Source organism: Streptomyces sp. NPDC047525 (assembly GCF_040643025.1).
Lineage (GTDB): Bacteria > Actinomycetota > Actinomycetes > Streptomycetales > Streptomycetaceae > Streptomyces > Streptomyces durmitorensis.
The window spans coordinates 684909-710089 of record NZ_JBEYTL010000002.1 but is presented as its reverse complement, the minus strand read 5'-3'; the positions used below and the strand labels follow the sequence as shown (position 1 = coordinate 710089).

General features: G+C 70.7%; 19 protein-coding genes. 6 read left to right on the top strand and 13 right to left on the bottom strand.

Annotated features, from left to right (window positions below):
- Positions 1 to 121: 121 nt before the first annotated feature.
- A complete protein-coding gene (locus ABZ833_RS08000; RefSeq protein WP_361042623.1) occupies positions 122 to 2464 on the bottom strand; it encodes a collagenase in 2343 nt (780 codons plus the stop codon).
- 343 nt (positions 2465 to 2807) lie between these two features.
- Here ABZ833_RS08000 and ABZ833_RS07995 point away from each other — a divergent pair, with 343 nt between their 5' ends.
- From ABZ833_RS07995 to ABZ833_RS07985, 3 genes are all read left to right on the top strand, one after another.
- Positions 2808 to 3479, top strand: a complete 672-nt coding sequence (locus ABZ833_RS07995) for a GntR family transcriptional regulator (protein ID WP_361042621.1) — start codon at positions 2808 to 2810, stop codon at positions 3477 to 3479.
- A gap of 120 nt (positions 3480 to 3599) precedes the next feature.
- On the top strand, positions 3600 to 6299 hold the full coding sequence (locus ABZ833_RS07990) for a discoidin domain-containing protein (RefSeq protein WP_361042619.1): 2700 nt from the start codon (positions 3600 to 3602) through the stop codon (positions 6297 to 6299).
- A 73-nt stretch (positions 6300 to 6372) separates the two neighbouring features.
- A complete protein-coding gene (locus ABZ833_RS07985) occupies positions 6373 to 7158 on the top strand; it encodes a class I SAM-dependent methyltransferase (RefSeq protein WP_361042616.1) in 786 nt (261 codons plus the stop codon).
- On the opposite strand, the gene ABZ833_RS07980 is transcribed toward ABZ833_RS07985, so the two are convergent.
- The 8 genes from ABZ833_RS07980 to ABZ833_RS07945 are packed head-to-tail and all read right to left on the bottom strand — an operon-like array spanning position 7115 to position 15466.
- Entirely contained in the window at positions 7115 to 8926 is a 1812-nt protein-coding gene (locus ABZ833_RS07980; protein ID WP_361042613.1) for a hypothetical protein, read from the bottom strand. The genes ABZ833_RS07985 and ABZ833_RS07980 overlap by 44 nt on opposite strands.
- Entirely contained in the window at positions 8923 to 9531 is a 609-nt protein-coding gene (locus ABZ833_RS07975) for a hypothetical protein (protein ID WP_361042610.1), read from the bottom strand. The genes ABZ833_RS07980 and ABZ833_RS07975 overlap by 4 nt, the downstream gene beginning before the upstream one ends.
- Positions 9528 to 10394: a carbohydrate ABC transporter permease gene (locus ABZ833_RS07970; RefSeq protein ID WP_361042608.1), complete on the bottom strand. Its 867-nt coding sequence runs from the start codon at positions 10392 to 10394 to the stop codon at positions 9528 to 9530. Before ABZ833_RS07970 ends, ABZ833_RS07975 begins: the two co-directional genes overlap by 4 nt.
- A complete protein-coding gene (locus ABZ833_RS07965) occupies positions 10391 to 11350 on the bottom strand; it encodes a sugar ABC transporter permease (RefSeq protein ID WP_249592211.1) in 960 nt (319 codons plus the stop codon). Before ABZ833_RS07965 ends, ABZ833_RS07970 begins: the two co-directional genes overlap by 4 nt.
- Positions 11347 to 12630, bottom strand: coding sequence for an ABC transporter substrate-binding protein (locus ABZ833_RS07960; protein ID WP_361042605.1), 1284 nt, complete (start codon positions 12628 to 12630; stop codon positions 11347 to 11349). Before ABZ833_RS07960 ends, ABZ833_RS07965 begins: the two co-directional genes overlap by 4 nt.
- Positions 12631 to 12687: 57 nt before the next feature.
- Positions 12688 to 13434: a cupin gene (locus ABZ833_RS07955; protein ID WP_361042603.1), complete on the bottom strand. Its 747-nt coding sequence runs from the start codon at positions 13432 to 13434 to the stop codon at positions 12688 to 12690.
- Positions 13428 to 14351 carry a PmoA family protein gene (locus ABZ833_RS07950; protein ID WP_361042601.1) on the bottom strand — a complete coding sequence of 308 codons (924 nt, stop codon included), beginning with the start codon at positions 14349 to 14351 and terminating at the stop codon, positions 13428 to 13430. Before ABZ833_RS07950 ends, ABZ833_RS07955 begins: the two co-directional genes overlap by 7 nt.
- Positions 14348 to 15466: a Gfo/Idh/MocA family oxidoreductase gene (locus tag ABZ833_RS07945; protein WP_361042599.1), complete on the bottom strand. Its 1119-nt coding sequence runs from the start codon at positions 15464 to 15466 to the stop codon at positions 14348 to 14350. Before ABZ833_RS07945 ends, ABZ833_RS07950 begins: the two co-directional genes overlap by 4 nt.
- Before the next feature lie 331 nt (positions 15467 to 15797).
- On the opposite strand from ABZ833_RS07945, the gene ABZ833_RS07940 reads away from it, so the two are divergent.
- Positions 15798 to 17153, top strand: a complete 1356-nt coding sequence (locus tag ABZ833_RS07940) for a Gfo/Idh/MocA family oxidoreductase (protein WP_361042597.1) — start codon at positions 15798 to 15800, stop codon at positions 17151 to 17153.
- Positions 17154 to 17213: 60 nt separating this feature from the next.
- Here ABZ833_RS07940 and katG read toward each other — a convergent pair whose 3' ends face one another.
- The gene (katG, locus tag ABZ833_RS07935; protein ID WP_361042594.1) at positions 17214 to 19427 is read right to left on the bottom strand and encodes a catalase/peroxidase HPI; all 2214 of its coding nucleotides are present in this window, start codon (positions 19425 to 19427) and stop codon (positions 17214 to 17216) included.
- Positions 19428 to 19903: 476 nt separating this feature from the next.
- On the opposite strand from katG, the gene ABZ833_RS07930 reads away from it, so the two are divergent.
- On the top strand, positions 19904 to 20320 hold the full coding sequence (locus ABZ833_RS07930; protein ID WP_361042592.1) for a Fur family transcriptional regulator: 417 nt from the start codon (positions 19904 to 19906) through the stop codon (positions 20318 to 20320).
- A gap of 60 nt (positions 20321 to 20380) precedes the next feature.
- Here ABZ833_RS07930 and ABZ833_RS07925 read toward each other — a convergent pair whose 3' ends face one another.
- From ABZ833_RS07925 to ABZ833_RS07915, 3 genes are all read right to left on the bottom strand, one after another.
- The gene (locus ABZ833_RS07925; protein ID WP_361042590.1) at positions 20381 to 22108 is read right to left on the bottom strand and encodes an acyl-CoA dehydrogenase family protein; all 1728 of its coding nucleotides are present in this window, start codon (positions 22106 to 22108) and stop codon (positions 20381 to 20383) included.
- Positions 22109 to 22188: 80 nt separating this feature from the next.
- A complete protein-coding gene (locus ABZ833_RS07920; protein ID WP_361042588.1) occupies positions 22189 to 22746 on the bottom strand; it encodes a PadR family transcriptional regulator in 558 nt (185 codons plus the stop codon).
- Positions 22747 to 22895: 149 nt separating this feature from the next.
- On the bottom strand, positions 22896 to 23777 hold the full coding sequence (locus ABZ833_RS07915) for a LysR family transcriptional regulator (RefSeq protein ID WP_361042585.1): 882 nt from the start codon (positions 23775 to 23777) through the stop codon (positions 22896 to 22898).
- Between the two features lie 81 nt (positions 23778 to 23858).
- Between ABZ833_RS07915 and ABZ833_RS07910 the strand changes: the two genes are divergently transcribed.
- Complete coding sequence (locus ABZ833_RS07910; protein WP_361042583.1) at positions 23859 to 25097, top strand: MFS transporter; 1239 nt, start codon at positions 23859 to 23861, stop codon at positions 25095 to 25097.
- Positions 25098 to 25181 lie beyond the last annotated feature (84 nt).

Below are 25181 nucleotides of genomic sequence, written 5' to 3'. Positions count from 1 at the left end.
CGGGAGGAGGGAGATACGCCCCGGTGGAGACCGCCGTATTCGTTGGCGGTCCCCACCGTGGCGGTACTGACAGGGTGTCGACATCGGTGAAATCACCGGTGTCGCGGGAACGTGGTCCGCGTCAGCCGCGCAGGGGCCCCTCGCAGGAGTAGTCCGATGTTCCGGCGCGCCCGTTGGTCCAGATGTCCACCTCGCCGAAGGCGCAGTTCATGTCGGTGAGGTTGTTGTCGCCGCCCGCCGCCCGGTCGAGGATGAAGGCGTCGACGGTCTCGGACATGTCCTTGAAGACGAGGTCCGGGTCGGCCGCGTCGCCGAGGTTCGCGGTGATCCGTCCGGTGCACACGAACCGCGGGCGCGCGGGGGCACTGGTGGAGCGGCAGTCGGGCGTGATGCCGGTCGTCGCGGTGAACGAGGTGCGGACCTGGTCGGCCGTGCTGTCGCGCAGCTGCCCGACGGGGACGTATTTGGTGTCGGGCACGAACAGGTCGTCGACGTGCGCGATCTGCTTGTCGAGGAAGGCGTCGTAGGCGCTCTGCAGCCCGGTGTCACGGCCGAGGCGGTCGCGCCAGGCGTCGAAGGCGCCCGGGTCGTCGGAGCGAAGGTGGCGGTACATCTCCTTGATCAGCGCGGGGCGTTCGGTCCACAGGAACTCGAAGAAGGCGCCCGCGTAGTCGTAGAAGCGGAAGCCGTCCCCGTCGTAGGTGGCGTGCAGCAGCTGGTCCACGCTCATGCGCGGGCCGCCGTTCGCGGTGTCGTCGATGATGCCCTGGATCAGCGACTTGCGGACCTTGATGCCGTCGTCGCGCGTGGCGCCGTCGAAGAACTCCGCGGTGCCCTCGTCCATCGCGGTCGTCCGGTCGCCCTCGTACCACGGCCCCTCACCGAAGAAGCCGGGCACCGCCCAGCGGCCGTTGAGGTAGTGCGTGTACTCGTGACGGAACAGCTCCTCGAGCGTCAGCGAGGAGTCCTGGGGCACGCGCCGCTGATAGGTGTAGAAGGTCGCGCCCCTCTCGATGTAGACCCCGCCGTTGTCGGTGCCCATGCCGGTCAGGAGCGGGTGGAAGTTCTCGTAGTCGGCGCGCGAGGCGTACAGGACGGTGTTCAGGGCGGTGTTGGGGTCGCCGCCGAGCGGCTCCTGGGTGCCTACAACGCGGTGGAACTGGGCCTTGACCTGCTTGCTCGCGTAGTAGAGCTGGTCGACGGTGTCGCGGTCGAGGGCGGTGCGGACCTTCATTCCTCCCTCGTCGTACGCGTAGGTCTGCGGGAAGAGGCGGCGCTCGATGTCGTCCCTGCACACCTTGTACGGCTTGCAGGCGTCGAACTCGATGAGCCAGGTGACGACCTTCGCCCACGGAGCGCTGCCGTCACCGAAGTTGCGGGCGGTGGTGTCGAGGAGCGGGCCGAGCCCGGCGACGGTCTCGGCGCGCAGGGCGTCGATCTGGCCGAACCGGCCGTACTCGCTCACCGCGTCGCGCACCACCCAGGCGTTGGTCTTGCCCTTGAGGTGGACGTACCCGGCGAACGCCTTGAAGGCGGCGCGGTAGGAGGCGTCGGCGGTCACCGCGGCGCGGAAGGCGGTGTCCTGGTTGCCGGGGTAGACGCCCAGGTAGTTCAGGCTGAGCGCGGAGAGGGCGGCGCCGCCCCAGGAAGCGTCCTGGGCGGTGTCGGGGTGGGCGGCGTCCATCGTCGCCAGGACCCGTTTGACGAGCGGGAGTTGATGCTGGCGCAGCCCTGTCGCGCTGGCCGCCGTGAGCGCCTCACGGAGTGTCTCGGCGTTGGAGCGCGTGACATCGAAGGCGTGGGCGGCCGTCCCGAAGGCGTCCACGGCCCCGCGCATGGCGGCCAGGGTCGCCGGGTCGCCGATGTCGACCTCGTCGTGCGAGAAGGCCTGGTAGGAGACGGCGTGCAGGTACGTGAACATCTCCAGCAGGTGGCTGCCGTTGGTGCCGTCGTGGGAGGCGGCGAGCTGGGTGACGCGCTGGGAGACGGCCTGTATGTGTGCGCGCGACATGACCGGGGCGAGGCGCTGGTCCCAGGTCCAGACGAGTCCGCGCAGACAGCCGTCGGCGGTCACGGCCGGGTCGGCGAGAAAGTCGACGAACTGCGCGGGTGACAGGCCGGTGACGCCGTCGAGGGTGCACGGCACCGACATCTTGCCGACGGTGGCGCGGGGCACGTCGGCCGTGGCCTTCGCCTTCTTCGTGCGGGGGCCGGGCACACGGCCGTCGGTGAGCGCGCCCGGGGCCGGGAGCTTCCAGGTGGCGGACCTCGGCGCGTTGCCTCGGCGGTCGACCCGGTCGAACGGGCTCGGCGTCTCGGGCCCCGGCGCGGCGGGTGACGCGGCGGCCGGGCGCCGGTCGGGAGTGGCGGCGTCCGCGCCGGCGATCGGCGCGGCGGTGGCGCACAGCGTCACGGATATCGCCGCGGCGATCACGGATCTGCGCAGGGTTCGGGGTTGGTGCACGACAGGCTCCTGGTGTGTGGGAGGTGGGGCAAGCAGTGCGTGCGTTGTGGCGCGGAGGCACTTCCGGACCTTCCGACATCAACTGCCATGCGTTCAGCGGCACTTGAGCAGAGAGGTCCTGCGCCATGTGATGCGTAACGTAGTAATGTGAAATGGTACTGACAACCCCTCAGACACCGGGATGGCCCCCAAGTCCCCTGCGGCATCCGGTCGTTCACCCTGCTCGTGCGCTCCGCCGGCGCACCGGACGCCGGGGAGAGAACAAGGTGACCTTGTACGCTGGTGAACCACTCGGGGCGGGCGCGCGGGCCACGACCTGCGGGGCCACGAAGGGATCACCACCATGGGCCACCTCCCACAGCTCACCCTCGTCACTCCCCGGGAGCGGCTGCGCGATCAGGTCGCCCACCATCTGCGGGCCGCGCTGATATCCGGCGAACTCAGGCCCGGCGAGGTCTACTCGGCGCCCGTTCTCGCCGAGGACTTCGGGATCTCCGCGACGCCCGTGCGCGAGGCGATGCTCGACCTGGCCCGCGAGGGCCTGGTGGAGCCGGTCCGCAACAAGGGCTTCCGGGTCACCGAGGTCAATGAACGCGATCTCGACCAGTACACCGAGATCCGCACGCTCATCGAGGTCCCCATGGTCGGCCGCATCACCCGCTCCGCCTCGCGTGCGGACCTTGAGCGGCTGCGCCCCGTGGCCGATGAGATCGTGCGCGCGGCCCGCGAACACGACCTCATCGGCTATCTCGAGGCCGACCGGCGGTTCCACCTCTCCCTGCTCGCGCTCGGCGGCAACGACCGGCTCGTCGAGACCGTCGGCGACCTGCGCAAGCGCTCCCGCCTGTACGGACTGACGGCGCTGGACGAGCGCGGCCGCCTGATCCCGTCGGCCCAGGAGCACATAGAGCTCCTGGACCTGATGGTGGCGGGCGACACCGAGGGCGCGGAGCAGTGCATGACCCGCCATCTCGGGCATGTGCGCTCATTGTGGGCGCGTGGCGCCAAGGACTAGGCGGGCAGACCTACTCGCGGGTTCGTTTGATTCTTCAACACATTGCGCGATTCGTTGACGCGGACCGTTCACATCTTTATGGTCGCCTGACCTTCCCCGGCGACCCCGCAACGGAGCACAATGAGGTCCCTCCCCCGCACGGCCCGGTTCATCGCACCCTTCCTCGTGGGTGTGCTCGCCGCGGCCGTTCCCCCCACCGCGGCGGCCGACATCGCGACCCCGAGAACCGAAGAGCCGACGACGCCCGCGCCTTCACCCCATGACGACTGGACGCTGACGTCGACCCGCATCGACGCGAAGGACACGTACCACGCCTTCGTCGGCAACGGCTATCTCGGCCAGCGCGTCCCGCCCAACGGAACCGGCTACGCGGCATCCGACGCCAAGACCGGGTGGCCGCTGTTCACCCCGCGCTACGACGGTTCCTTCGTCTCCGGGCTCTACGGCCACAACAAGGACACCACCGAGAACCGCCAGGTCGCCGGGGCCATCCCCACGTGGACCCCGCTCACGGTGTCCACCGGCGGACCCGCGTCCGAGACGTTCACCTCCGCGACGCCGGCCGCCCGGATCTCGCACTACCGGCAGAGCCTGGACCTGCGCCGCGGCCTGGTGCGGACCGAGCTCACCTGGACGGCCGCCGACGGCCGGGCCACCGACCTCGTCTACGACGTCCTCGCGGACCGCGACAACCCCCACGTCGGCGCCGTACGTCTGCGCATGACCCCGCACTGGAACGGCAGCGCGAAGGTCACCGACCGCATCGACGGCCGCGGCGCCCGGCGCATGACGCCCACCGGCGGCGGCGCCCGCTCCGGAGGCCGGACCATGGCCGTGGGGTTCCGCACGGACGGCACGAAGACCGAAGGGGCGGTCGCGTCAACGCTGCGCGCAGGGCAGGGCGTGCGTACAGGAAATGAACAAAACTCAGCCAGTGCACGCAAGTTGAGCGCCCATCAGTCCGTCGGCGTCCCGGTCCGCTCCGGCCGGACCTACGAGCTCACCAAGTACGTGGGCGTCGACACCGCACTGACCTCCCGCGCCCCCGAGCGCGACGCCGTCGCGGCCTCGCAGAATGCGGCAGGGCGTGGCTGGGACGCCTTGTTCAGCGGCCACACCGCCGCCTGGCGCAAGCTGTGGCGCAGCGACATCGAGGTACGGGGACAGGGCGAGCTCCAGTCGTGGGTGCGGTCCGCCCAGTACGGGCTGCTTTCCAGCACCCGCACGGGCGCGGCCAACAGCATCTCCCCCACCGGCCTGAGCAGCGACAACTACGCCGGCCTCGTCTTCTGGGACGCGGAGACCTGGATGTACCCGGCGCTGCTCGCCGCCCACCCCGACCTCGCCAAGTCCGTCGTGGACTACCGCTACCGCACCCGGGCCGGCGCCCGCGCCAATGCCGAGAAGCTCGGCCACCCCGGTCTCTTCTACCCCTGGACCAGCGCGAGCAAGGGCGACATCAAGTCCGAGTGCCACAGTGTGGATCCGCCGCACTGCCGCACCCAGAACCACCTGCAGAGCGACGTCGCCCTGGCGGCCTGGCAGTACTACCTCGCGACCAAGGACACCCACTGGCTGCGCACCCGCGGCTGGCCGGTGATCAAGGGCATCGCCGAGTTCTGGGCCGACCGCGCGACGCGCAACGCCGACGGCAGCTACTCCATCAAGGACGTCGCAGGGCCCGACGAGTACAGCAACGGCGTCGACGACGGTGTCTTCACCAACGCGGGCGCCGCCACCACCCTGCGCACCGCCGCCCGCACCGCGAAGATCCTCGGCAAGGACGCTCCCGCGAGCTGGCACACCGTCGCCGACAAGCTGCGCATCCCCTACGACAAGAAGAAGCAGGTCTTCCAGCAGTACGACGGCTACAAGGGCTCGGTGATCAAGCAGGCGGACACCGTGCTCCTGATGTACCCGCTGGAGTGGCCGATGTCGAAGCAGGCCGCCACCAACACCCTCGACTACTACGCGGCCCGCACCGACCCCGACGGGCCCGCGATGACCGACTCGGTGCACGCCATCGACGCCGCGGCCATCGGCGAGCCCGGCTGCTCCGCGTACACCTACCTGGAGCGCTCCATCCGGCCCTTCGTACGCGGCCCGTTCGACCTGTTCTCCGAGGCGCGCGGCGACAAGGCGGGGGCCTCGGACCCGCTGTCGGGCTCCCCGGCACAGAACTTCACGACCGGCCAGGGCGGCTTCCTCCAGGTCTTCACCAACGGCCTGACCGGGCAGCGGATGCGTGAGAACAGCGTGCAGCTCGACCCGATGCTGTCGCCGCAGCTGTCCCAGGGCGTGAAGCTGGACGGCCTGCACTGGCAGGGCCGTACGTACGACATCGCCATCGGGGCCCACGAGACCACCGTGCGCCTCACTCACGGAGAGCCCTTCGAGATCGAGACGCCGCAGGGCAAGCAGGTCGTCAGCGAGGGCGCGCCCGCGCACATCAAGACCCGCCGCCCGGACCTCGAGCCCACCGACAACCTCGCCAGGTGCCGTACGGCGAAGGCGACTTCGGAGCAGCCCGGCCAGTACGCGAAGGCCGCGCTCGACGGCAACACCGCCACCGCCTGGGTTCCCGACGCCGCCCACGCCGGACTCACGGCGGACCTCGGCAAGGTCTCCCGGATCTCGAAGATCACCCCGCACTGGACGGACGTGAAGCCGACGAAGCACACCGTGCAGACCTCGCTCGACGGAAAGCACTGGAAGTCCGCCGCACCCGACGGGGGCACGGCCCGCTACATCCGCGTGACGTTCACCTCCAAGGACGCGAAGAAGCCCGCGGGCATCCAGGAGTTGACCGTCGGCCGATAGGTCGCGGCGGGAGTGGCGGTGGCGGCACAAAAGGAGTGCCGCCACCGCCGCTCCCGTTGTTAGCCTCGCAGGCGTGGCAGACGAGGCGTACGAGAACCCGAGGCTGGCGGCGCTCTACGACCCGCTCGACCCGGACCGTGGCGACCTGGACGTGTACGCCGCCGTGGCAGCGGAACTGACGGCGCATCACGTACTCGACGTGGGATGCGGCACGGGTACGTTCGCGCTGCTCCTGTCCGGCCGTGGACTGCGGGTGACCGGCGTCGAACCGGCCGCCGCATCGCTCGACGTCGCACGGTCCAAACCCGGCAGCGAACGCGTGCGGTGGATCCACGGCGACGCGACCGCGCTCCCCGCGATGCGGGTGGACCTGGCGACCATGACCGCCAACGTGGCCCAGGCGATCGCGGACCCGGAGACATGGGAGGGCACCCTGCGCGGAATCCACGCCGCGCTGCGGCCCGGCGGCCACCTCGTCTTCGAGACCCGCGACCCGGCCAGGCGGGCGTGGCAGGAGTGGAATCGCGCCGCGACCCACCGCACGGTCGCCGTCGAGGGCGTCGGTGACGTCGAGACCTGGCTGGACGTCACCGACGTCACCTGGCCTCTGGTGACCTTCCGCAGCACCGTTGTCCTGACCGCGACCGGCGAGACCCTCACCTCCGACTCGACCCTGCGCTTCCGCGAACGCGACGAAGTGACCGCCTCGCTGACCGCGCACGGCTACGTGGTGGACGAGGTCCGCGACGCCCCGGACCGGCCGGGCAGGGAGTTCGTCTTCTTCGCCCGCCGCCCGGAGGTCCACGAGAGCGCGGTCAGCGCAGCGTCATCCGGTACGTCAGCGGTGAACGCCCGGTGATCAGGACCCGGATGCCGTCCGGGGTGAGGGAGCCGTTCATCCAGGTGTAGCGCTCCCCCGGCTCGACCACGGGCGGCTGCTTGCCGCCCTTTCCGTTGCCGGGGCCGAACGTGATCCGGTCGTCGCCGACCGCGTAGGTCGCATCGCCGCTGACGAGCTGGTAGGTGTCGTCCGCTCCGGCGACCGGCTCCAGGCCGTCGCCCGACAGCTCCCCGCCCCGCCGGAAGCACAGCTCAAGGGCCAGCGGCACAGCGGCCTCGGACACGTCGAAGGACAGCTCCCAGCCGCCGTCCGTCTCGCGCACCAGGATCTCGGTGCGCAGGGTCCGGTACTCCCCCGGCCGGTGCGGGAAGTCCATCGCCGACCAGAAGCGCCCGTCGTCGGTGAGCGGGTAGAGCCCGTCCTTGCGCCGGTGGCGGCGCGGCAGCGGCTGGTGGAACGCCGCGCGGACCTCCGCGTGCAGCCGCCACGCGTCGCCCCGCCGCTCAAGCCCCTCGGACCGGAAGGGCCCGAGCGAGAAGAACTGCGGGGCAAGACGCAGCGAGTCGAGGATCGCGGCGCCCTTGCGCATCTTGAAGAACGTGGGGTTGGTGGAGAGGCCCGAGGAGATGGCGTGCACCTCGGGCAGGTCCGTGCCGCCGAAGATGCTCGCCGTGCGCTCGCCGCGGCGCACGCGCACCAGGCGGCAGCTGTCGTCGTGGTGCTCGAAGTCGGCCGGAAGCTCCTTCACCGCCGGCAGCTCACGGGCCAGCTCGGGGCGGTCGAGGACCTCGGCGAGCCGGTCGCCCAGCGGGGTCTCGCCGAAGGTCTGCCCGGTGCCGCGCTCCCGCAGGAGTTCGGCGACCGCGGCGAACGTTCCGTTGCCGTCGCGGATCGCCAGCTCCCGGTACTGGAGCCAGAACTCGGGCAACTGGCGCAGTGCCGCCTGGTCCTGGCGGCGCGAGTGGACGGACTCCACCTCTCCGCCTGGCTCGGTCACGTAGAGCGAGGCGGTGAGGTTGTCCCGTACGTGTGCGTACAGGTCGCGGCGGTCGTGGAAGCGGGCGATGGTCAGCAGGGCCGGGTTGGTGACCACCGCCGAGTACGTGGGACTGCGCTCGCTGTACTCGCCGCCCGGCAGCTGGTCGATGCCCTCCGCGAGCCAGGCGTCGATGCGCCGGGGGTAGGAGGCGTCGGGCCAGCGCCGGTGGATGCGGGAGAGCGCGGAGCACACCAGCCAGCGGTGGTTGGCGGTGTGCACACCGCCGTGCGCGAGGCCGGGTCCTGCCTTGCGCAGGATCCGCTCGACCGTGGCCCGCACCTTCTCGGTGGACCGTTCGCCGTCCTTGTCCAGCAGGGCGTAGGCGATGTTGAGGTCGACGATGGAGAAGGCGGTGTCGGGCGGCGAGTGGACGGCGCCCTGGTCCCACAGCCCGTCGTCGAACTGTTCGTCGGCGAGGGTGTCCGCGAGCTCTCCCATCGGGCCCAGGAGCGCGCCGTCGTGGTGGTACGCCGACGCGGCGTGCACGTGGACGGAGGTGAGGGTGCGCAGGCTGCGGGCGGCGGCGCGGGCTTTGCCCATGTCGCGCAGCTCGGTGATGTTGCCGTCGTACGTGTCGAGGACGGCGGCGGCGCGCTCGTCGGCGGCGGTGGTGAGGAGGGTGACGAAGTCCGTGTCCTGCGGGGGCTGTTCGGGTCGGCCGCTGTCGGCCGCCGCGGCCGTGCGGCCGGAGATCCCCACGGCAGTGGCCGTGGCGGAGGTGGCGAGGAAGGTCCTGCGGGCGATCACGCTGTCTCCCCATGAGGCATGCGTACGTGGTTGCGTACGTCGATGGCGGTGAGCGCCAGGGCCAGCGGCCCGGGCACCAGGAACGCGAGCGGCAGCATCATCCAGGCGCACAGCACGGCCGCCGCCAGCGCGAGCAGGACCAGGAGGCTGCCGCCCACGTCCCGCGCCGCGTCACCGGCGGCGCAGCGCACCGCCGCGCGCCAGTCGCCGAGCGCTTCGGGGCGGGCGCAGGCGCGCAGCCCCACGATCACGGCGCACGCTCCGATCGCCGCGGCCGTCACGGCGAAGACGCGGGCCCCCGGCAGCCCCACCCCGGCCAGTGCCAGATCGGCGGCGAACAGCAGCACCCCGGCGAGCACGACCGCCCCCGCGGCGAGGTCACCGACACGGAACCTCTGCCGCAGCAGCGCCAAGTACCGTCTGGCCGTGGCGGGTTGGCCCTCCCCCGTGCCGCGCACGACCGCGCAGGCGGTGGAGAGCGCCGCCGGAGCGGTGATCAGTGGCAGACAGGCGAGCGCCGTGACCACGCCCAGGGCCAGCACATCCGCGAACAAGGTCATCCGCGGCCCGAAGATCTCGCCCGGCTCGCGGGTCCGCGCGCTCATCCCTTGACCCCGGAGTTGGCCATGCCTTCGACCAGGAAACGCTGGAAGGCGAGGAAGAACAGCACGATCGGCAGGAGCGCGATCACCGACATGGCGAACATCGGGCCGAACGCCGACTGACTGGAGGCGTCCACGAACGACCGCAGCGCCAGTGTCAGGGTGAACTTCTCCGGCGAGAAGAGATAGATCAGCTGGGTGAAGAAGTCGTTCCAGGTCCAGATGAAGGTGAAGATCGCGGTGGTGATCAGCGCGGGCCTGGTGAGCGGCAGGACGACCAGGAAGAAGCTCCGGAACGGGCCGCAGCCGTCGATCCTGGCGGCTTCCTCCAGCTCACGCGGCAGACCGCGCATGAACTGCACGATGAGGAAGACGAAGAAGGCCTCGGTGGCGAGGAACTTCGGCAGGATCAGCGGCCAGTAGGTGTTCACCATGCCGAGCTGGTTGAAGATGATGTACTGCGGGATCAGGACCGCGTGGTGCGGCAGCATGATCGTCGCGATCATGAAGGCGAACAGCGGCCCGCGGAAGCGGAACCGCAGCCGGGCGAAGGCGTAGGCCGCGAGCGAGCAGCTCAGTACGTTGCCGATGACCGCGCCGCCCGCGATCAGCAGGGAGTTGGAGAGCAGCCGCCCGACGGACACGTCGTCCACGCCGTCGAGGGCGGTCGAGTAGTTCGACCACTCCAGCTTGCCCGGCAGCAGGTTCAGGCTCGCGATCACCTCGTCGGCGGGCTTGAGCGACGTGGCGACGAGCCAGGCCAGCGGATACAGCATCACCAGGAGCGCGGCCAGACATCCGGCGTGCAGCGCCACCCGGCGCCAGGGAAAGGACCGACGGCCCACGGTGGTTGCGGTGGTGGTCATCGCTCCCCCTCGTTCGCGTAGAAGACCCAGGAGCGCGAGGTGCGGAAGAGCACCGCGGTCACGGCTCCGATGGCGAGCAGCAGGACCCAGGCCATGGCGGACGCGTAGCCCATGTGGGAGGCGACGAATCCGCGGTCGTAGAGGTAGAGCGTGTAGAAGAGGGTGGAGTCGGCGGGGCCGCCCTTGCCGCCGCTGACCGCGAAGGCGGGGGTGAAGACCTGGAAGGCCTGGATGGTCTGGAGCACCAGGTTGAAGAAGAGCACCGGCGACAGCATCGGCAGCGTGATGGAGATGAACTGCCGCTTGCGGCTCGCCCCGTCCACCGAGGCCGCTTCGTAGAGCTCGACGGGGATCTGCTGGAGGCCCGCAAGGAAGATCACCATGGGGGCGCCGAACTGCCAGACCGTCAGGAGCGCCACGGCCAGCAACGCCCAGCCGGGTTTGTTGACCCAGCCGCCGGTGTGGATGCCGATGTCGGACAGGAGGTTGTCGACGGTGCCGCCGTCGTTGAAGACCGCCCGCCACACCAGGGCGATCGACATGGACGCGCCGAGCAGCGAAGGGGCGTAGAAGGCGGACCGGTAGAAGGACTTGCCGCGCTTCATGGACTTCAGGGCGAGCGCGACGGCGAGGGCGAGCGCCAGTTGCAGGGGCACGGCGATGACGACGTACATCAGGGTCGCGCCGACCGAGCGCCAGTAGCGCGGGTCCTCGGTGAACATCTGGACGTAGTTGCGCAGTCCCACCCAGCGCGGGGCGTTGAACAGGTCGTAGTCGGTGAAGGACAGATACAGCGAGACGGCCATCGGGAGCAGCGTCAGGACGACGGCGCCGAGCACCCAGGGCGAGAGGAACACCCAGGCCGCGCCCTCGCGGCGGATCCTGCCGCGCTGCTGCCGCGGTGGTGCCGGGCTCTTGGCGCGCGCGGGCTTCGCGGGTATGTCGGTGGTGGTCATGACCTCAGCTCCGCCTTCGCCTCGGCGATGAAGTCCTCCGCGGCCTCGCGAGGAGTCATCTGCTCGAACGACACCTGGTCGTAGTCGCGCTGGAAGGTGGTCTGCAGGGAGTTGTCGCCGGAGGGCGGGGCCTTGGGCGGTGTCTTGAGGCTGCCGTCGACGGAGTCCTGGTAGTCGGCGACGACCTTGTCGAAGTCCTTGAGCTCGGGGCCGATGTCGTCGCGGATCGGCTCGTTGACGGGGATGCCGCGGGAGGCGCCGAGGATCGCCGCCGCCTTCTCGTCATTGATCATGAAGTCGATGAACTCGGCGGATTCCTCGGGGTGTTCGGTGGTGGCCGCCGCACCCATGAACATCGAGGGCTTGAAGTACTGGCCGGGCGTGCCGTCCGAACCCGAGGGCATCGGGGCGAGGGTCAGGCCTTCGCCCACGATCGCCGTGAATCCGCTGGAGGGCGCGTCCCAGTTGAAGTCGGCGACCGCCTTGCCGCGGGCCAGCGGCTGGTTCTCCACCGACCCGTCGAGCTGCGTGGTCTGCTCGGCGGACGACACCGCGCCCTCGCGCCGCAGCTTGTCGGTGAAGGTCCACCAGCGGGTGAGGTCGTCGGCCGTGAAGCCGAGGTCGCGGTCCTTCGTGTACAGCGACTTGCCCTGACCGCGCAGCCACACCTCGAAGCAGTCCTCGCTCTGCCCGGGGTCGACGGAGCCGGGCTTGCCCGCCTTCTTCGCCAGCTCCCGCATGGCGTCGGCCCATTCGTCCCAGGTCCAGCCCTTGCGCGGGAGCGTCACCCCTGCCGCCTTCCACTGCTCGGCGTCGTACACGACGGCCTCGGTGCCGCGCCCCTGCGGGATCGCGTACTGAGTGCCGTCCACGACGCCGGTGGCGAGGAGGCCGGGGTCGATCGCGTCGGTGCGCAGGGCCTTCTTCTGCTTTCCCAGGTCGAGCAGGATGCCACCGGACGCGTACTGGTCGATCTGCCGGTAGTCGAGCTGCATCACGTCGGGCGCGTCGCCGCCCGCGGCCTGGGTGGCGAGCTTCTGCTTGTACGCCTCGTAGCCGGCGAACGAGGTCTGCACCGTGACGCCGGGGTGCTTCTTCTCGAACAGCGCGACAGCTTCCTGGGTACGGGCCGCCCGGTCGGGGTTGCCCCACCAGGTGTAGCGCAGAACGGTCTTGCCGCCGCCGCTCGATTCGTCCGAGCCGCCGCAGCCGGTGAGCAGCACGCTGAGCGTGAGCACCGCGACCGTCGCGCAGGACCACTTTGTCCTGTTTCCGGGCATGCCGAAGACACCTCTCCTCTCTGGTTCCTTGACGGGCTTGTCTGGTGAAGGCTGCGGCTATGCGCCGTGGTACGGGAGCGTGGTGCCCGGCAGTTCGTACTCGTCGCGGCGCCCGCACATGCCGTAGCCGCCGATGCGGGAAGGACGGCTGTCGTACGAGCCCGATCCCGCGAGGTGGTCGGGGCTGCCGGCCTCCAGCGCGTCGAGCTGCGCGCCGGTGCGCTCGGCGGCGGCAAGGGCGCCGGCCCGCCACAGTTCGCGCCAGGTGGGGACCTTGTCCCGCACCAGCCGGGCCGCGGCCTGCTGGAACTCCAGGTAAGGGCCGTTGTCCCCGGCTTCGAGCGCCTCGCGCAGCGGCAGATAGCCCTCGACGGCCAGGTCGCGGCGCTTGCGTGCGGCGGCTTCGGCCTCCGGACCTTCCTTCGCGGGGAGCTTCGCCGCGGCGGCGTACCGCTCGGGGTCGGCGAGCACGTCGGGCGGGAAGGTGAAGACGGCGTCCCCCGCCTCGGGCAGGCCGCTGTTCTGCATCAGGACCGTGATCCGCAGGTCGCCGCCCTGGACCATGCGGTGCACGGTGCCGGGGGTGAACCACGCGACCGAGCCCGCTTCCAGGGGGACCTCGCGGTAGCCGTCGGGGCTGAGCGTCTGGACGGCGCCGCGGCCACCGGTGACGACGTAGGCCTCGGTGCACACGAGGTGCAGATGCGGGCTGCCGCCGCACACGCCGTCGGCGGCCTCCCAGTCGTAGGCACTCAGGTGCGAGAGGCCGATGGCTCCGGGCAGCGGGTGCGGAAGGCTCACCATGACAGGCCCTTCAGGTGGGTGGCGACGCGGTCACGGTCCCAGGCGCCGTCGGCGACCACGACGCGGTAGCGGTAGGTGAAGGAGGCGCCGGGCGGCAGCGCGAACTCGTCGAAGAACGCCCAGGAGAAGGCGACGGTCGGGATGGGTTCGGAGCGCACGAACCAGTGCGAGTCATGGATCGCGCTCGACTCGTCGAGGTTCTCGGGGGCGTGCGCGAAGACGAGCGTGGAGTGCGCGTCGACGTCGTCGTGCTCGGCGGTGAAGGCGAGCCAGGGACCCTGGGCGCCCATCAGCTGCGCCGCGTCCTTCTCGTCGTCGGGACCGAAGGCGTCACCGCCGGTGAAGTCGCGCGGCCCACGCCACTGCAGGCCCGTGTATCCGGCCATGTCGCGTCCCGCCGTGGTCGGCGAGCCGAAGCGCAGGGGTTCGTCACGGACGTTGGTCAGCCGGATCGACCAGTCAAGGGCCCAGGATCCGGCCTGCTCGTCGACGGAGTGGACGGTGATGCCGCGCTCTTCCCTGGCCCATTCCTGGCCGCCGTTCTCGATCCAGGTGAGCTCTTCGACGAGGCTGAGGCGGTCGTCCTCGACGTCCAGGACGGAGAAGCCGTCGTGGCGCATGGATCCGACCCGCTCCGGCAGGCGCAGATAACCCTCGCCGTGGACATAGCAGTTGCCGCCCCAGAAGTTCTGCCCCGACAGATGGCTGGCGGTCATCTGGAGGCCCTTGTGCCAGCGGTGGTCGTTGGGGCGGTACCCGGAGACCTGGTGTCCGGCCAGGGTGCGCAGCGGGTGGATGTAGGGCTTGCGGGCCTCGAAGGGGTCCGGGTCCGGCGCGTAGACGTAGCTGAGCAGCTCGACGTCGCCCGACCGGACCGTGATCCGCTCGCCGTGGGTGTGGGTGACCTGAATCGTCATCGCTTGGGGCTCCAGTCGGGGTGGCTGCCGTGCATGGCCGGGTAGTAGGGGTCACCGGCGGCGATCTCGCCCGCGCGCACCGGCTGTCCGGTGAACGCCGACTTGTAGAGCGCGGCGGCGAATTCGAGGGTGCGGCGGGCGTCGGTCCCGCTGCCCGGCGGCCGTACGCCCTGCTCGTACGCGTCGAGGAGGGCACCGAGCTGGGCGGCGTGCGAGCTGGGCACGTCGGCCGCGGGGGTGCGCCAGGCGTCGGCCCGTTCGGCGTCGACGTGCGGGGCCGGCGTGTAGACCCAGTCGTCGTTGGAGTGCCCGTACAGGTGGGTGAGTTCGACGGTCGCGTCGGCGCAGTCGACGCGGATGCGGCTGACCTCGTCCGGGGACAGGACGCTGTTGACGACGGTGGCGAGCGCGCCGTTCCCGAACCGCACCAGGGCGGTCGAGACGTCCTCGCTCTCGGTGTCGTGGACGAGGAGGGCCGCCATGGCGCGGATCTCGGTCCAGTCGCCGAGCAGGTGCAGGAGCAGGTCGAACTGGTGGATGCCGTGCCCCATGGTGGGCCCGCCGCCCTCGCTCTCCCACCGGCCGCGCCACGGCACCGCGTAGTAGTCGCTGTCCCGGTGCCACGTGGTCTGGCAGTGCGCGACCCGGGGTGCGCCGAGCGCGCCGCCCGCGATCAGTTCGCGGGCGTGGACGGCGCCCGAGCCGTAGCGGTGCTGGAAGACCACGGAGGCGTACGTTCCCGACGCCTGCTCGGCGGCGGCGATCTCGTCGTACTCGGCGAGCGAGAGGCACAGCGGCTTCTCGCACAGCACCCACGCGCCCGCCTTCAGGGCGGCCACGGTCTGCTCCCGGTGCAGCGACGGCGGTGTGCCGATCAGGACCAGGTCGGGGCGGACCGCGTCGAGCATCGCGTCGAAGTCCGTGTAGCCCTCGACGTCCATGCCCGTCTCCCCGGCCTCCGCGCGGAAGGCGGCGAGCCTGGCCGGGTCGACGTCGACGGCGGCTCTCAGCTCGATCCGGTCGGAGTGGGCCCGCAGGGCGGGCAGATGACTGCCGGTCACGATGCCGCCGGTGCCGACGACCGCGGCACGTAGACGGGTGGGGGTGGAGGACATACGGTCTCCTCGAACGAGCTTAGAAAGCGCTTGCACTGGGGCCGACCCTAGGCACCGCAGGAATGTCAGGACAAGACCTCGGAGCCGAAAACTGAATCGACTCAATATGTGGACAGCGAACGTTGCCCGACCGCCGCCCACCACCCCCGCGCCGACCAGGATCTTCATCCGCGCCGGTGGAGATCGCCCAAGTCAAAGCCGCGTCCCGTTCGTTCCGGCCCTCTTGCCCGGCGCGGTCGCACCTGCAACCGTTGCCGCGCGATCACCGACTCCCCCGTGACGCCCGCATCCGGACACCCCGCACCCTCCACCTCCCCGAACGGATTCCCGCATGCCCTTCGACGCCCCGCGCCGTCGCCGCTGTGCCGTGGTGGGACTCGGCGCCCGCGCCCAGCTCTTCACCGAGGCCCTCGCCGGTCCCTACGCGGACCGGATCGAGCTGGCCGGCTTCTGCGATGTCAACGCGCACCGCATGGCCGTCCACAACGACTGGATCGCGTCCGCCCGCCCCGGCCGACCGCCCGTACCCGCCTACTCGGCGGACGACTTCGAGGAGATGCTGCGCCGCGAGCGCGTCGATCTGGTCGTGGTGTGCACGGTCGACCACCTGCACGACCACTACATCGTGCGGGCGCTCGAAGCGGGTTGCGACGTGGTCACCGAGAAGCCGATGACCACGACCGCCGAGCGCGCCCGGCGCATCCTCGACGCCCAGCGCCGCACGGGCCGTGAGGTCCGCGTCGCCTTCAACTACCGCTACAACCCGGTGCATTCGGCCGTGCGCGAGCTCCTCGCGGACGGCGAGATCGGCGAGGTCGGCTCGGTGCACTTCGAGTGGCTGCTCGATCTGCGCCACGGCGCCGACTACTTCCGCCGCTGGCACCGCGACAAGGCGAACTCCGGCGGCCTGATGGTGCACAAGGCCACCCACCACTTCGACCTGGTCAACTGGTGGCTGGGCGCGGAGCCGGAGACCGTCTACGCGCAGGGCGGGCTCTTCTTCTACGGCGACGAGGCGGGCGACCGGCGCGGCCTGGCCCGCGACTACACCCGCGCCCATGGCTCCGCCGCCGCCGACGGCGACCCCTTCGCCATCCGCCTGGCCGACTCCGCCGTGCTCAGCGCCCTGTATCTGGACGCGGAGGCGGAGGACGGCTACCACCGCGACCAGAACGTGTTCGGGCCCGGGGTGAGCATCGAGGACGACATGGCGGTCCTCGTGCGCTACTCCTCCGGCGCGACCCTCACGTACCACCTCACCGCGTACGCGCCCTGGGAGGGCTACCGGATCGCCTTCAACGGCAGCGAGGGTCGCGTCGAACTCCTCGTGGAGGAGTCCACCTGGACCCGGCCCGATGTGCGGACCGACGGGGCGAGCGCCGTCCTGCACGGCTCGGCGGTCGGGGACGAGGCAGGGCGCACCCAGCTCCTGGTGCGCCGCGCCTGGGAGGAGCCCCGGGAAGTGAAGGTGCCCACGGGCGAGGGCGGGCACGGAGGCGGGGACGTGCGCATGCTGGCCGATCTCTTCGGCGAGCGGGCGCCCGGCGACGCGGACTCCCTGGGCCGCGCGGCGGACGCGGGCGACGGAGCCCGCTCGCTCGCCACGGGCCTCGCCGCGAACCGTTCCTTCGTCACGGGGCTTCCGGTCGACGCCCGGCGCCTCATGGACAGCGGAGACGACAGCTGAAACGGCGTCCGGGCCGGCCCGCGTGGGCCGGCCCGGACGCCGTGTCCAGAGGTGTCGGACTCAGACGAGGTCGAACCGGTCGAGGTTCATGACCTTGTCCCAGGCCGCGACGAAGTCCTTCACGAACTTCTCCTTGGCGTCATCGCTCGCGTAGACCTCGGCGAGCGCGCGCAGCTCGGAGTTCGAGCCGAAGACGAGGTCGGCGCGGGTGCCGGTCCACTTGACCGCGCCGCTCGCGTCACGGCCCTCGAACTCGTCCTGCGCCGCGGACGTCGACTTCCAGGTCGTGCCCATGTCGAGCAGGTTGACGAAGAAGTCGTTCGACAGGGTGCCCGGCTTGTCGGTGAACACGCCGTGCTTCGACCCGGCGTGGTTGGCGCCCAGGACACGCAGACCACCGACGAGGACCGTCAGCTCGGGCGCGCTCAGGGTCAGCAGGTTCGCCTTGTCGATCAGCAGGAACTCGGCCGGCAGGCGGTTGCCCTTGCCGGCGAAGTTGCGGAAGCCGTCGTTGGTCGGCTCGAGCGCGGCGAACGACTCGACGTCCGTCTGCTCCTGCGCGGCGTCGACACGGCCCGGCGTGAACGGCACCTCGACCTGGACGCCGCCGTCCTTGGCCGTCTTCTCGACCGCGGCGGAGCCGCCGAGGACGATCAGGTCGGCCAGCGAGACCTTCTTGGCGCCGGAGTTGAAGGACGACTGGATGCCCTCGAGCGTACGCAGGACCAGCGCGAGGTCGTCCGGGTTGTTGACCTCCCAGCTGCGCTGCGGCTCCAGGCGGATGCGGCCGCCGTTGGCGCCGCCGCGCTTGTCGCTGCCGCGGAAGGAGGACGCCGCGGCCCAGGCCGCGGAGACCAGCTGCGCGGTGGTGAGGTCCGAGCCGAGGATCTGCTCCTTGAGGGAGGCGACGTCCGCCGCGTCGATCTGCTGGCCATCGGCCGCCGGCAGCGGGTCCTGCCACAGCAGCACCTCGGAGGGCACCTCCGGGCCGAGGTAGCGCACGATCGGGCCCATGTCACGGTGCGTCAGCTTGTACCAGGCGCGGGCGAACGCGTCCGCGAACTGGTCCGGGTTCTCGTAGAAGCGCCGCGAGATCTGCTCGTAGACCGGGTCGAAGCGCAGCGACAGGTCGGTGGTGAGCATCTGCGGGCGGTGCTTCTTCGACGCGTCGAAGGCGTCGGGGATGACCGCCTCCGCGTTGGTCGCCACCCACTGGTTGGCACCCGCCGGGCTCTGGGTGAGCTCGTAGTCGTACTCGAAGAGGTGCTTGAAGAAGTCGTGACCCCACTTCGTGGGCGTGGTGGTCCAGATGACCTCGAGACCGCTGGTGATCGCGTCCTTGCCCACGCCGGTGCCGTGGGAGTTCTTCCAGCCGAAGCCCTGCTGCTCCATGAGCGCGGCCTCGGGGTCGTCGCCGACGGCCTCGCTCGGTCCCGCGCCGTGGGTCTTGCCGAAGGTGTGGCCGCCCGCGATGAGCGCGACGGTCTCCTCGTCGTTCATCGCCATGCGGCGGAACGTCTCGCGGATGTCGCGGGCCGCGGCGACCGGGTCCGGGTTGCCGTTGGGGCCCTCGGGGTTGACGTAGATGAGACCCATCTGGACGGCGCCCAGCGGGTTCTCCAGCTCACGGTCGCCGGTGTAGCGCTCGTCGTCGAGCCAGGTGGTCTCGGGACCCCAGTAGACGTCCTCGTCGGGCTCCCAGACGTCGGCGCGGCCGCCGGCGAAGCCGAAGGTCTCGAAACCCATCGTCTCCAGGGCGACATTGCCGGTGAGGACCAGGAGGTCGGCCCAGGAGAGGCTCTGGCCGTACTTCTGCTTCACCGGCCAGAGGAGCCGGCGGGCCTTGTCGAGGCTGACGTTGTCCGGCCAGCTGTTGAGCGGGGCGAAGCGCTGCTGTCCGGCACCGGCGCCGCCGCGGCCGTCGCTGATGCGGTACGTGCCCGCGCTGTGCCACGCCATGCGGATCATCAGCGGGCCGTAGTTGCCGAAGTCGGCGGGCCACCAGTCCTGCGAGGTGGTGAGGACCTCGGCGATGTCCCGTTTCACGGCCGGCAGGTCGAGGGTCTTGAACGCCTCGGCGTAGTCGAACTCCTCGCCGAGAGGGTTGGACACGGCGGGGTTCTTGGCGAGGATCTTCAGGTTGAGCCGCTCCGGCCACCACTGGCGGTTTCCACCGCCCTGGGTCGGGTGCGGCGCGCGACCGTGCGCGACCGGGCAACCGCCGGTCTCTTCCGGCTCGGGGTCGGTGACGATCGCGTCATGGTTGTCAGTCATGGGAATCCTTCCGGACGGGGCGGATCACGGTGCTCGGGAACTGCGAACGGCAGATCGGTCGGGGGCGCCCAGGGACGGCACGGGCCTGGTCGGCCGAGAAGCCGACGCCGCGGTGGTCACCGCCCAAGGGCCGGCGCGGGCGTGAACGGTACGCCCGCGGTTGACATGGGCAGGCTTCTCCAGGAGAGCCGGGTCCTGGACCGGTTCCAGGCGGAGCTGGATCGATTCCAGGCCGAGGACCACCACCCGCTCGCCGGACTGTTTCTCCGCGAGCGGGGCACTGGATGTCGGGGCGAACGCACCGGATGCCGGGGCGAACGGACCCGTCTCCTGAAGTCACGTGCTGTTCCCTGCTGTTGCCCTGTCCCTTGGCCGTCGGCCGGAACTGATCCTACGATGGACGAAGTCCAAGTCAATACGACAGACGGGTCCGTACGAATTCAGTCGTCAGACGACGCACAGTTAGGCTGGTAAGCATGAGCGATCTCCTGGAACGGCTCCGTGGACGTGGCTGGAGGATGACCGCTCAGCGCCGGGTGGTCGCCGAGGTCCTCGACGGCGAACACGTCCACCTCACCGCGGACGAGGTGCTCGCGCGCGCCACCGCCCGGCTGCCGGAGATCTCCCGCGCCACGGTCTACAACACCCTCGGTGAGCTGGTCTCCCTCGGCGAGGTGATCGAGGTGTCCACCGGCCGAGCGAAGCGGTACGACCCGAACGCCCACCACCCCCACCAGCACCTGGTGTGCTCGGGCTGCGGCGCCATCCGCGACGTACACCCCGGCGGCGACCCGCTGGCCGCGCTGCCGGCCTCCGAGCGCTTCGGCTTCACCGTCTCCGAGGCCGAGGTGACCTATCGGGGGCTGTGCCCGAACTGCGTCACTCAAGGGTGAGCCGGCACGTCAGAAGCCCCCGGCCCGACATGCGGACCGGGGGCTTTTGAACAGGGAGGGCTACGGGGCCATCTCGTACTCCCCGGCCAGCGCCTCGACCCGCTCCCACACCCGCGCCGAGCGGGCCTCGTCGACGACCGGGCGGCGCACCGCGCCCAGCGCCCAGCTCTGCTGCTGTGCGGTGGCGGAGTCCTTGCCGTGCAGTTCGACGGCGTGCGCGGAGAAGTCGCGCACGAGAACGGAGAAGAGTTCGTCGAGCACGTCCTGGTCCAGGCCGGTCAGGCGCGCCTGCTCCAGGATCAGCTGGCCGTGCACGACGAGGGCGAACAGCTGGCCGACGGCGAGGAGGAGGTCGAGGTCGCGGCTCTGCTCCTTGTCGGGGGCGGCCGTGGTGACGAACTCGCAGAGGGCGTCGGCCTGTTCGCGGAAGCGGGCGACGTTGGGCACATCGGCGTACGCGTCGTAGGCGGTGCGCCAGTCGTGGAAGCGGATGGCACCCAGGCCGCGGGCCGGTCCCTGCCGGAAGAGGAAGTCGTCGTCGGCCGCGTCCAGGCGGGTCGGCACGGGCTCGTACTCGGCGGGGTTCAGGAGGTGGTTGCCCATGAACTTGAGGATCAGGGCGAGGTTGACGTGGACCGTGCCCTCCAGCTTCGGCAGGCCGCGGATCTCGACGGCGGCCTGGGCGAAATAGGTGTCCTTCTCGAAACCCTTGGCGGCGATGACGTCCCACATCAGGTCGATGACCTTCTCGCCCTCCGTGGTCACCTTCATCTTCGTCATGGGGTTGAAGAGGAGGTAGCGGCGGTCGTCGGGGCCCGCGGAGCGGAAGTAGTCGACGGCGCGGTCGCTGAACAGCTTCATCCCGACGAGGCGGACGTACGCGTCGGTCAGCTCGCGGCGCACGTGCGGGAAGGCGGTGACGGGGCGCCCGTAGAGGATGCGGTTGTGCGCGTGGGTGACGGCCTCGTACATCGCGTGCTCGCAGATGCCGATCGAGGCGGTGCAGAGGTTGAACTTGCCGACGTTGACGGTGTTGAGTGCGGCGTCGAAGGCGGCGCGACCGGTGTGCAGCACGTCGTCGGGGCCGACCGGGTAGTTCTCCAGACGGAATTCGCTGACGTACTTCGAGGAGTCGACGACGTTCTTGACGAGGTGGTATGCCTCGTGACGGCTGTCGGCGGCGAAGAAGACGTAGCCGTCGGGGCCCTCGACGTCGGTGCGGCGGCCGAAGACGGAGACCAGCCCGGCCTCGTTGCCGTTGCCGATGTAGTACTTGGAGCCGCTGGCCCGGAAGCCGCCGGCACCGTCACTGTCCGGCTCCAGCAGCATGTCGGTGGAGTAGATGTCGGCGCCGTGGGTCTTCTCGGACAGGCCGAACGCGAACACCTCACCCTGGGAGAGGAGTTGTGCCGCGCGGGTGCGGGCGGCCGTGTTCTCGCTCTGCCAGACCGGGCCGAGGCCGAGGATGGTGACCTGCCACGCGTACCAGTAGTCGAGCCCGTAGAAGCCGAAGATCTCGTTGAGGGCGGCGATCCGGGCGGTGTCCCAGCGCGCGTCCTGCTTCCCCTCGGCCGCGGAGGCCGGGGTGAGGAAGGTCGCGAAGAGGCCCTCCTTGGCGGAGAACTCGATGAAGTCCGCGAGCCAGGCGCGAGTGCGGTAGTCCTCGATCAGCCGGCGCTTGCCACGGGCCTCGAACCAGTCGACGGTCGCGCGCAGCAGCCTGCGGGTCTCGGGGTCGAACTGCTTCGGGTCGTAGGTGCGCGGGTTGAACAGCAGCGGGTCGGCCATGGTTGTTCGCCTTTCCGGCTCGGGAGGTGAGGGGTGATGGTGCGGTGGGGTGGGGAGGCGGCGTGGAGCGTTGTGCCGGTTCAGTCCTCGGGACCGAGCCGGTGCAGGGTGTCGAGCACGTCGTCGAGCCAGGCGAGCGTCATGCGTTCGTACGCGATGCCGCCGCGCAGCACGACATGCTGGAGCTCCTGCCCGGCGTCGGGCGTGGCGGGCGCTTCGGGTCCGGTGAAGTCACGCCGCTCCCCCGCGAGATAGCGCGCGAGCCGCTCGGTGTGCGCCTGACGGTGCCGCTCGACCTCATGGATCAGGGCGACCGGGTCGTCGAAGGCCGCGCCGCGGATCTTCACGGCGAGCTCGTGCCGCACGCTCTCGGGTTCGATGGGCTCGTGCAGCCACTGGGAGAGCGCGGACCGCCCGAGGGCGGCGACGGAGTACTCCTTCTTGTCCGGCCGCGCCTGCTGCGACACCTCGCGGACGTCGATCCAGCCGTCGCTCTCCATGCGCTTGAGGACGCGGTAGATCTGCTGGTGGGTGGCGGTCCAGAAGTATCCGATGGACCGCTCGAACCGCCGGGCCAGCTCATAGCCGGAGCCCGGCTTCTCAAGGAGCGAGACGAGGATCGCGTGCTCTAGCGCCATGCCCCGATCCTGCTATGCAACTCGTTGCATAGACAAGTGGGGCCGCCCTGGTGAGACACGGCTCACCCGGGTGATCAGGTGCCATCCGGGCGCCGGGCTGCTCCCGCTCCCCCGCCCTCTACCCCTGCCGCTGCCCCGGCCGCCGTCGGTCAACCCGGCATCGACTCCAGGAACGCGGCGGCCGCCGGTGAGTTCCGCGTCCGGCTCCACACCAGCCGCTCCTCGCGGACCGGCCCGTCCGTCACCGGCACCACCGTCAGCCGGGGAAGCCTCGGCACCAGGCGCGACGGCAGCAGCGCGATGCCGAGCCCGCCGCGCACCAAGCCGGCGAAGAACTCCAGGCCCTTGGCCTCGAACGCCACCTCGCGCCGCAGCCCCGCGGCCTGGAACGCCTCGTCGGTCTGCGCCCGAGCGGCGATGCCCGCGGGAAAGTCCACGAACACCTCGTCCGCCAACCGCGCCAGCGACACCGGGTCGCCCGACGCCTCGCCCGCCAGCGGGTGGTCGGGGGCCACGACCACCACATGGCGGTCGACCACGAGCGTCCGAGTGCCCAGGCCGGGATCGTCCGTACGGAACGAAGGCGGCACGCCCAGGAAGGCCAGGTCGAGGGCCCCTTCCCGCACCCCGCGCACCAGAGCCTCGCTCATGCCGTCGATCAGCCGCATCGTGACCTGCGGATACGTGGCGTGATACGCGCGCATCAACTCCGGCACATCGACCGCCGTCACCGTCGAGATCGCCCCGATGGCAAGGCGCCCCCGGATCTCCCCCGTCGCCGCCGCCACTTCCGCCCGCGCTCGCTCCGCGGCCTCAAGGGCCTGCCGCGCGGCGGGCAGGAACGCCTCGCCCGCCGGTGTGAGCGCCACTCTCCTGCTGGTCCGCTCGAACAGCCGCGCCCCGAGCTCCTTCTCCAGCTTCCCGATCTGATGGCTGAGCGCGGACTGCACCACCAGACACCGCTCGGCGGCACGCGTGAACCCACCCGTCTCGGCGACGGCGACGACATAGCGCAACTGCTGCAGCTCCATGCGATCCATCGTGCTGCGCGATCGTTGGGATGACAAGGATGTGTTGGACTCATCAATGGGGGCGGCCCCAGGCTGACTGCCATGACACAGACGGGACTTCACCGCCAGCGCGTCACGGATCCGGAGGAGCACGGCGCCCCGCGCCGCGGCCTGCTGCTCCTCATGGCCGTCGCCACCGGCCTGTCCGCCGCGGGCAACTACATCGCCCAGCCGCTGCTCGACCTCATCTCCCAGGACCTCCACCTGGGCAGCGTCCTGGCGGGGCTCGTGGTCACCGCCTCGCAGGCGGGGTACGCGCTCGGGCTGCTGCTGCTCGTCCCGCTCGGTGACGTCGTCGACCGGCGCCGCCTCGCGGTGACCCTGTTCCTGGCCACCGCCCTCTTCCTCAGCGTCTCCGCCCTCGCCCCCAGCGGCCCGGTCCTCCTCGCGGGCACCATCCTGGCGGCCCTCACCTCGGTCGGCGCGCAGGTCGTGGTCGCGCACGCCGCCGCCCTGGCCACCGCCGAGACCCGGGGGCGTGCCGTCGCCACCGTCATGTCGGGTGTTCTGCTCGGCGGCCTCCTGGCCCGGACCGCTGCGGGTGGCCTGTCCGAACTGGGCGGCTGGCGCACCGCGTACTGGGTCCTCGCCGTCCTGATGACGGGCGCGGCCCTCACGCTCCACCGCCGCCTGCCGCACCTGCCGGTCACCGCCGACCTGCGCTACCCGGCCCTGCTGCGCTCCACCCTCTCCCTGCTGCGGAAGGAGCCGGTGCTGCGCCGCCGCGCCCTGCTCGGCGCCTTGTCCTTCGCCTCGTACAGCGTCCAACTCACCGCGCTCACCTTCCTGTTGGCCGGTGCGCCGTTCCACTGGTCCGCGCCCGCGATCGGCCTGTTCGGCCTGTTCGGTGCCGTGGGTGTGCTGGCGATGACGTTCGCGGCGCGCCTCAGCGACCGCGGCCACGCCCAGCGGGTGACCGGCGTCGCCACCGCCCTGCTCCTCACGGGCTGGCTGATCCTGCTGGCGGGAGAACACTCCCTGGCCTGGCTGGCGGTCGGTGTCGTAGTCCTGACCATCGGCCAGCAGGCGGTCCTCAACAGCAGCCAGACCATCCTGTTCGCGCTTGACGCCGAGGCCCGCAACCGCATCAACTCGGCGTTCGCGACGAGCCTCTTCCTCGGCGGCGCCCTGGGCTCCGCGCTCGCCTCCGTCGTCTGGGCGACGGCTGGCTGGTCCGGGGTCTGCGCACTGGGCGCGGCTCTGGCCGCCGGAGCCATCGCCGAGTGGGCACGGGGACGTGCCGCCTGCACCGTCGGCCACTCACGTCGCACTTCACCATGAAGTACGTCAAGCCTGCCCCTTGGCCCGGCGGCCTGCCCCTTAGCCCGGTGATCACTTCCGCTCGGGGCGTGCCGACGTCCGCCG

Coding starts and splice junctions, on each gene's coding strand:
- ABZ833_RS07950 (WP_361042601.1), bottom strand. CDS start 14,351: ATGACGATTCAGGTCACCCACACCCACGGCGAGCGGATCACGGTCCGG.
- ABZ833_RS07970 (WP_361042608.1), bottom strand. CDS start 10,394: ATGACCACCACCGCAACCACCGTGGGCCGTCGGTCCTTTCCCTGGCGC.
- ABZ833_RS07965 (WP_249592211.1), bottom strand. CDS start 11,350: ATGACCACCACCGACATACCCGCGAAGCCCGCGCGCGCCAAGAGCCCG.
- ABZ833_RS07920 (WP_361042588.1), bottom strand. CDS start 22,746: ATGGCGCTAGAGCACGCGATCCTCGTCTCGCTCCTTGAGAAGCCGGGC.
- ABZ833_RS07910 (WP_361042583.1), top strand. CDS start 23,859: ATGACACAGACGGGACTTCACCGCCAGCGCGTCACGGATCCGGAGGAG.
- ABZ833_RS07955 (WP_361042603.1), bottom strand. CDS start 13,434: ATGGTGAGCCTTCCGCACCCGCTGCCCGGAGCCATCGGCCTCTCGCAC.
- ABZ833_RS07930 (WP_361042592.1), top strand. CDS start 19,904: ATGAGCGATCTCCTGGAACGGCTCCGTGGACGTGGCTGGAGGATGACC.
- ABZ833_RS07940 (WP_361042597.1), top strand. CDS start 15,798: ATGCCCTTCGACGCCCCGCGCCGTCGCCGCTGTGCCGTGGTGGGACTC.
- ABZ833_RS07925 (WP_361042590.1), bottom strand. CDS start 22,108: ATGGCCGACCCGCTGCTGTTCAACCCGCGCACCTACGACCCGAAGCAG.
- ABZ833_RS07915 (WP_361042585.1), bottom strand. CDS start 23,777: ATGGAGCTGCAGCAGTTGCGCTATGTCGTCGCCGTCGCCGAGACGGGT.
- ABZ833_RS07960 (WP_361042605.1), bottom strand. CDS start 12,630: ATGCCCGGAAACAGGACAAAGTGGTCCTGCGCGACGGTCGCGGTGCTC.
- ABZ833_RS07995 (WP_361042621.1), top strand. CDS start 2,808: ATGGGCCACCTCCCACAGCTCACCCTCGTCACTCCCCGGGAGCGGCTG.
- ABZ833_RS07990 (WP_361042619.1), top strand. CDS start 3,600: ATGAGGTCCCTCCCCCGCACGGCCCGGTTCATCGCACCCTTCCTCGTG.
- katG (WP_361042594.1), bottom strand. CDS start 19,427: ATGACTGACAACCATGACGCGATCGTCACCGACCCCGAGCCGGAAGAG.
- ABZ833_RS07945 (WP_361042599.1), bottom strand. CDS start 15,466: ATGTCCTCCACCCCCACCCGTCTACGTGCCGCGGTCGTCGGCACCGGC.
- ABZ833_RS07975 (WP_361042610.1), bottom strand. CDS start 9,531: ATGAGCGCGCGGACCCGCGAGCCGGGCGAGATCTTCGGGCCGCGGATG.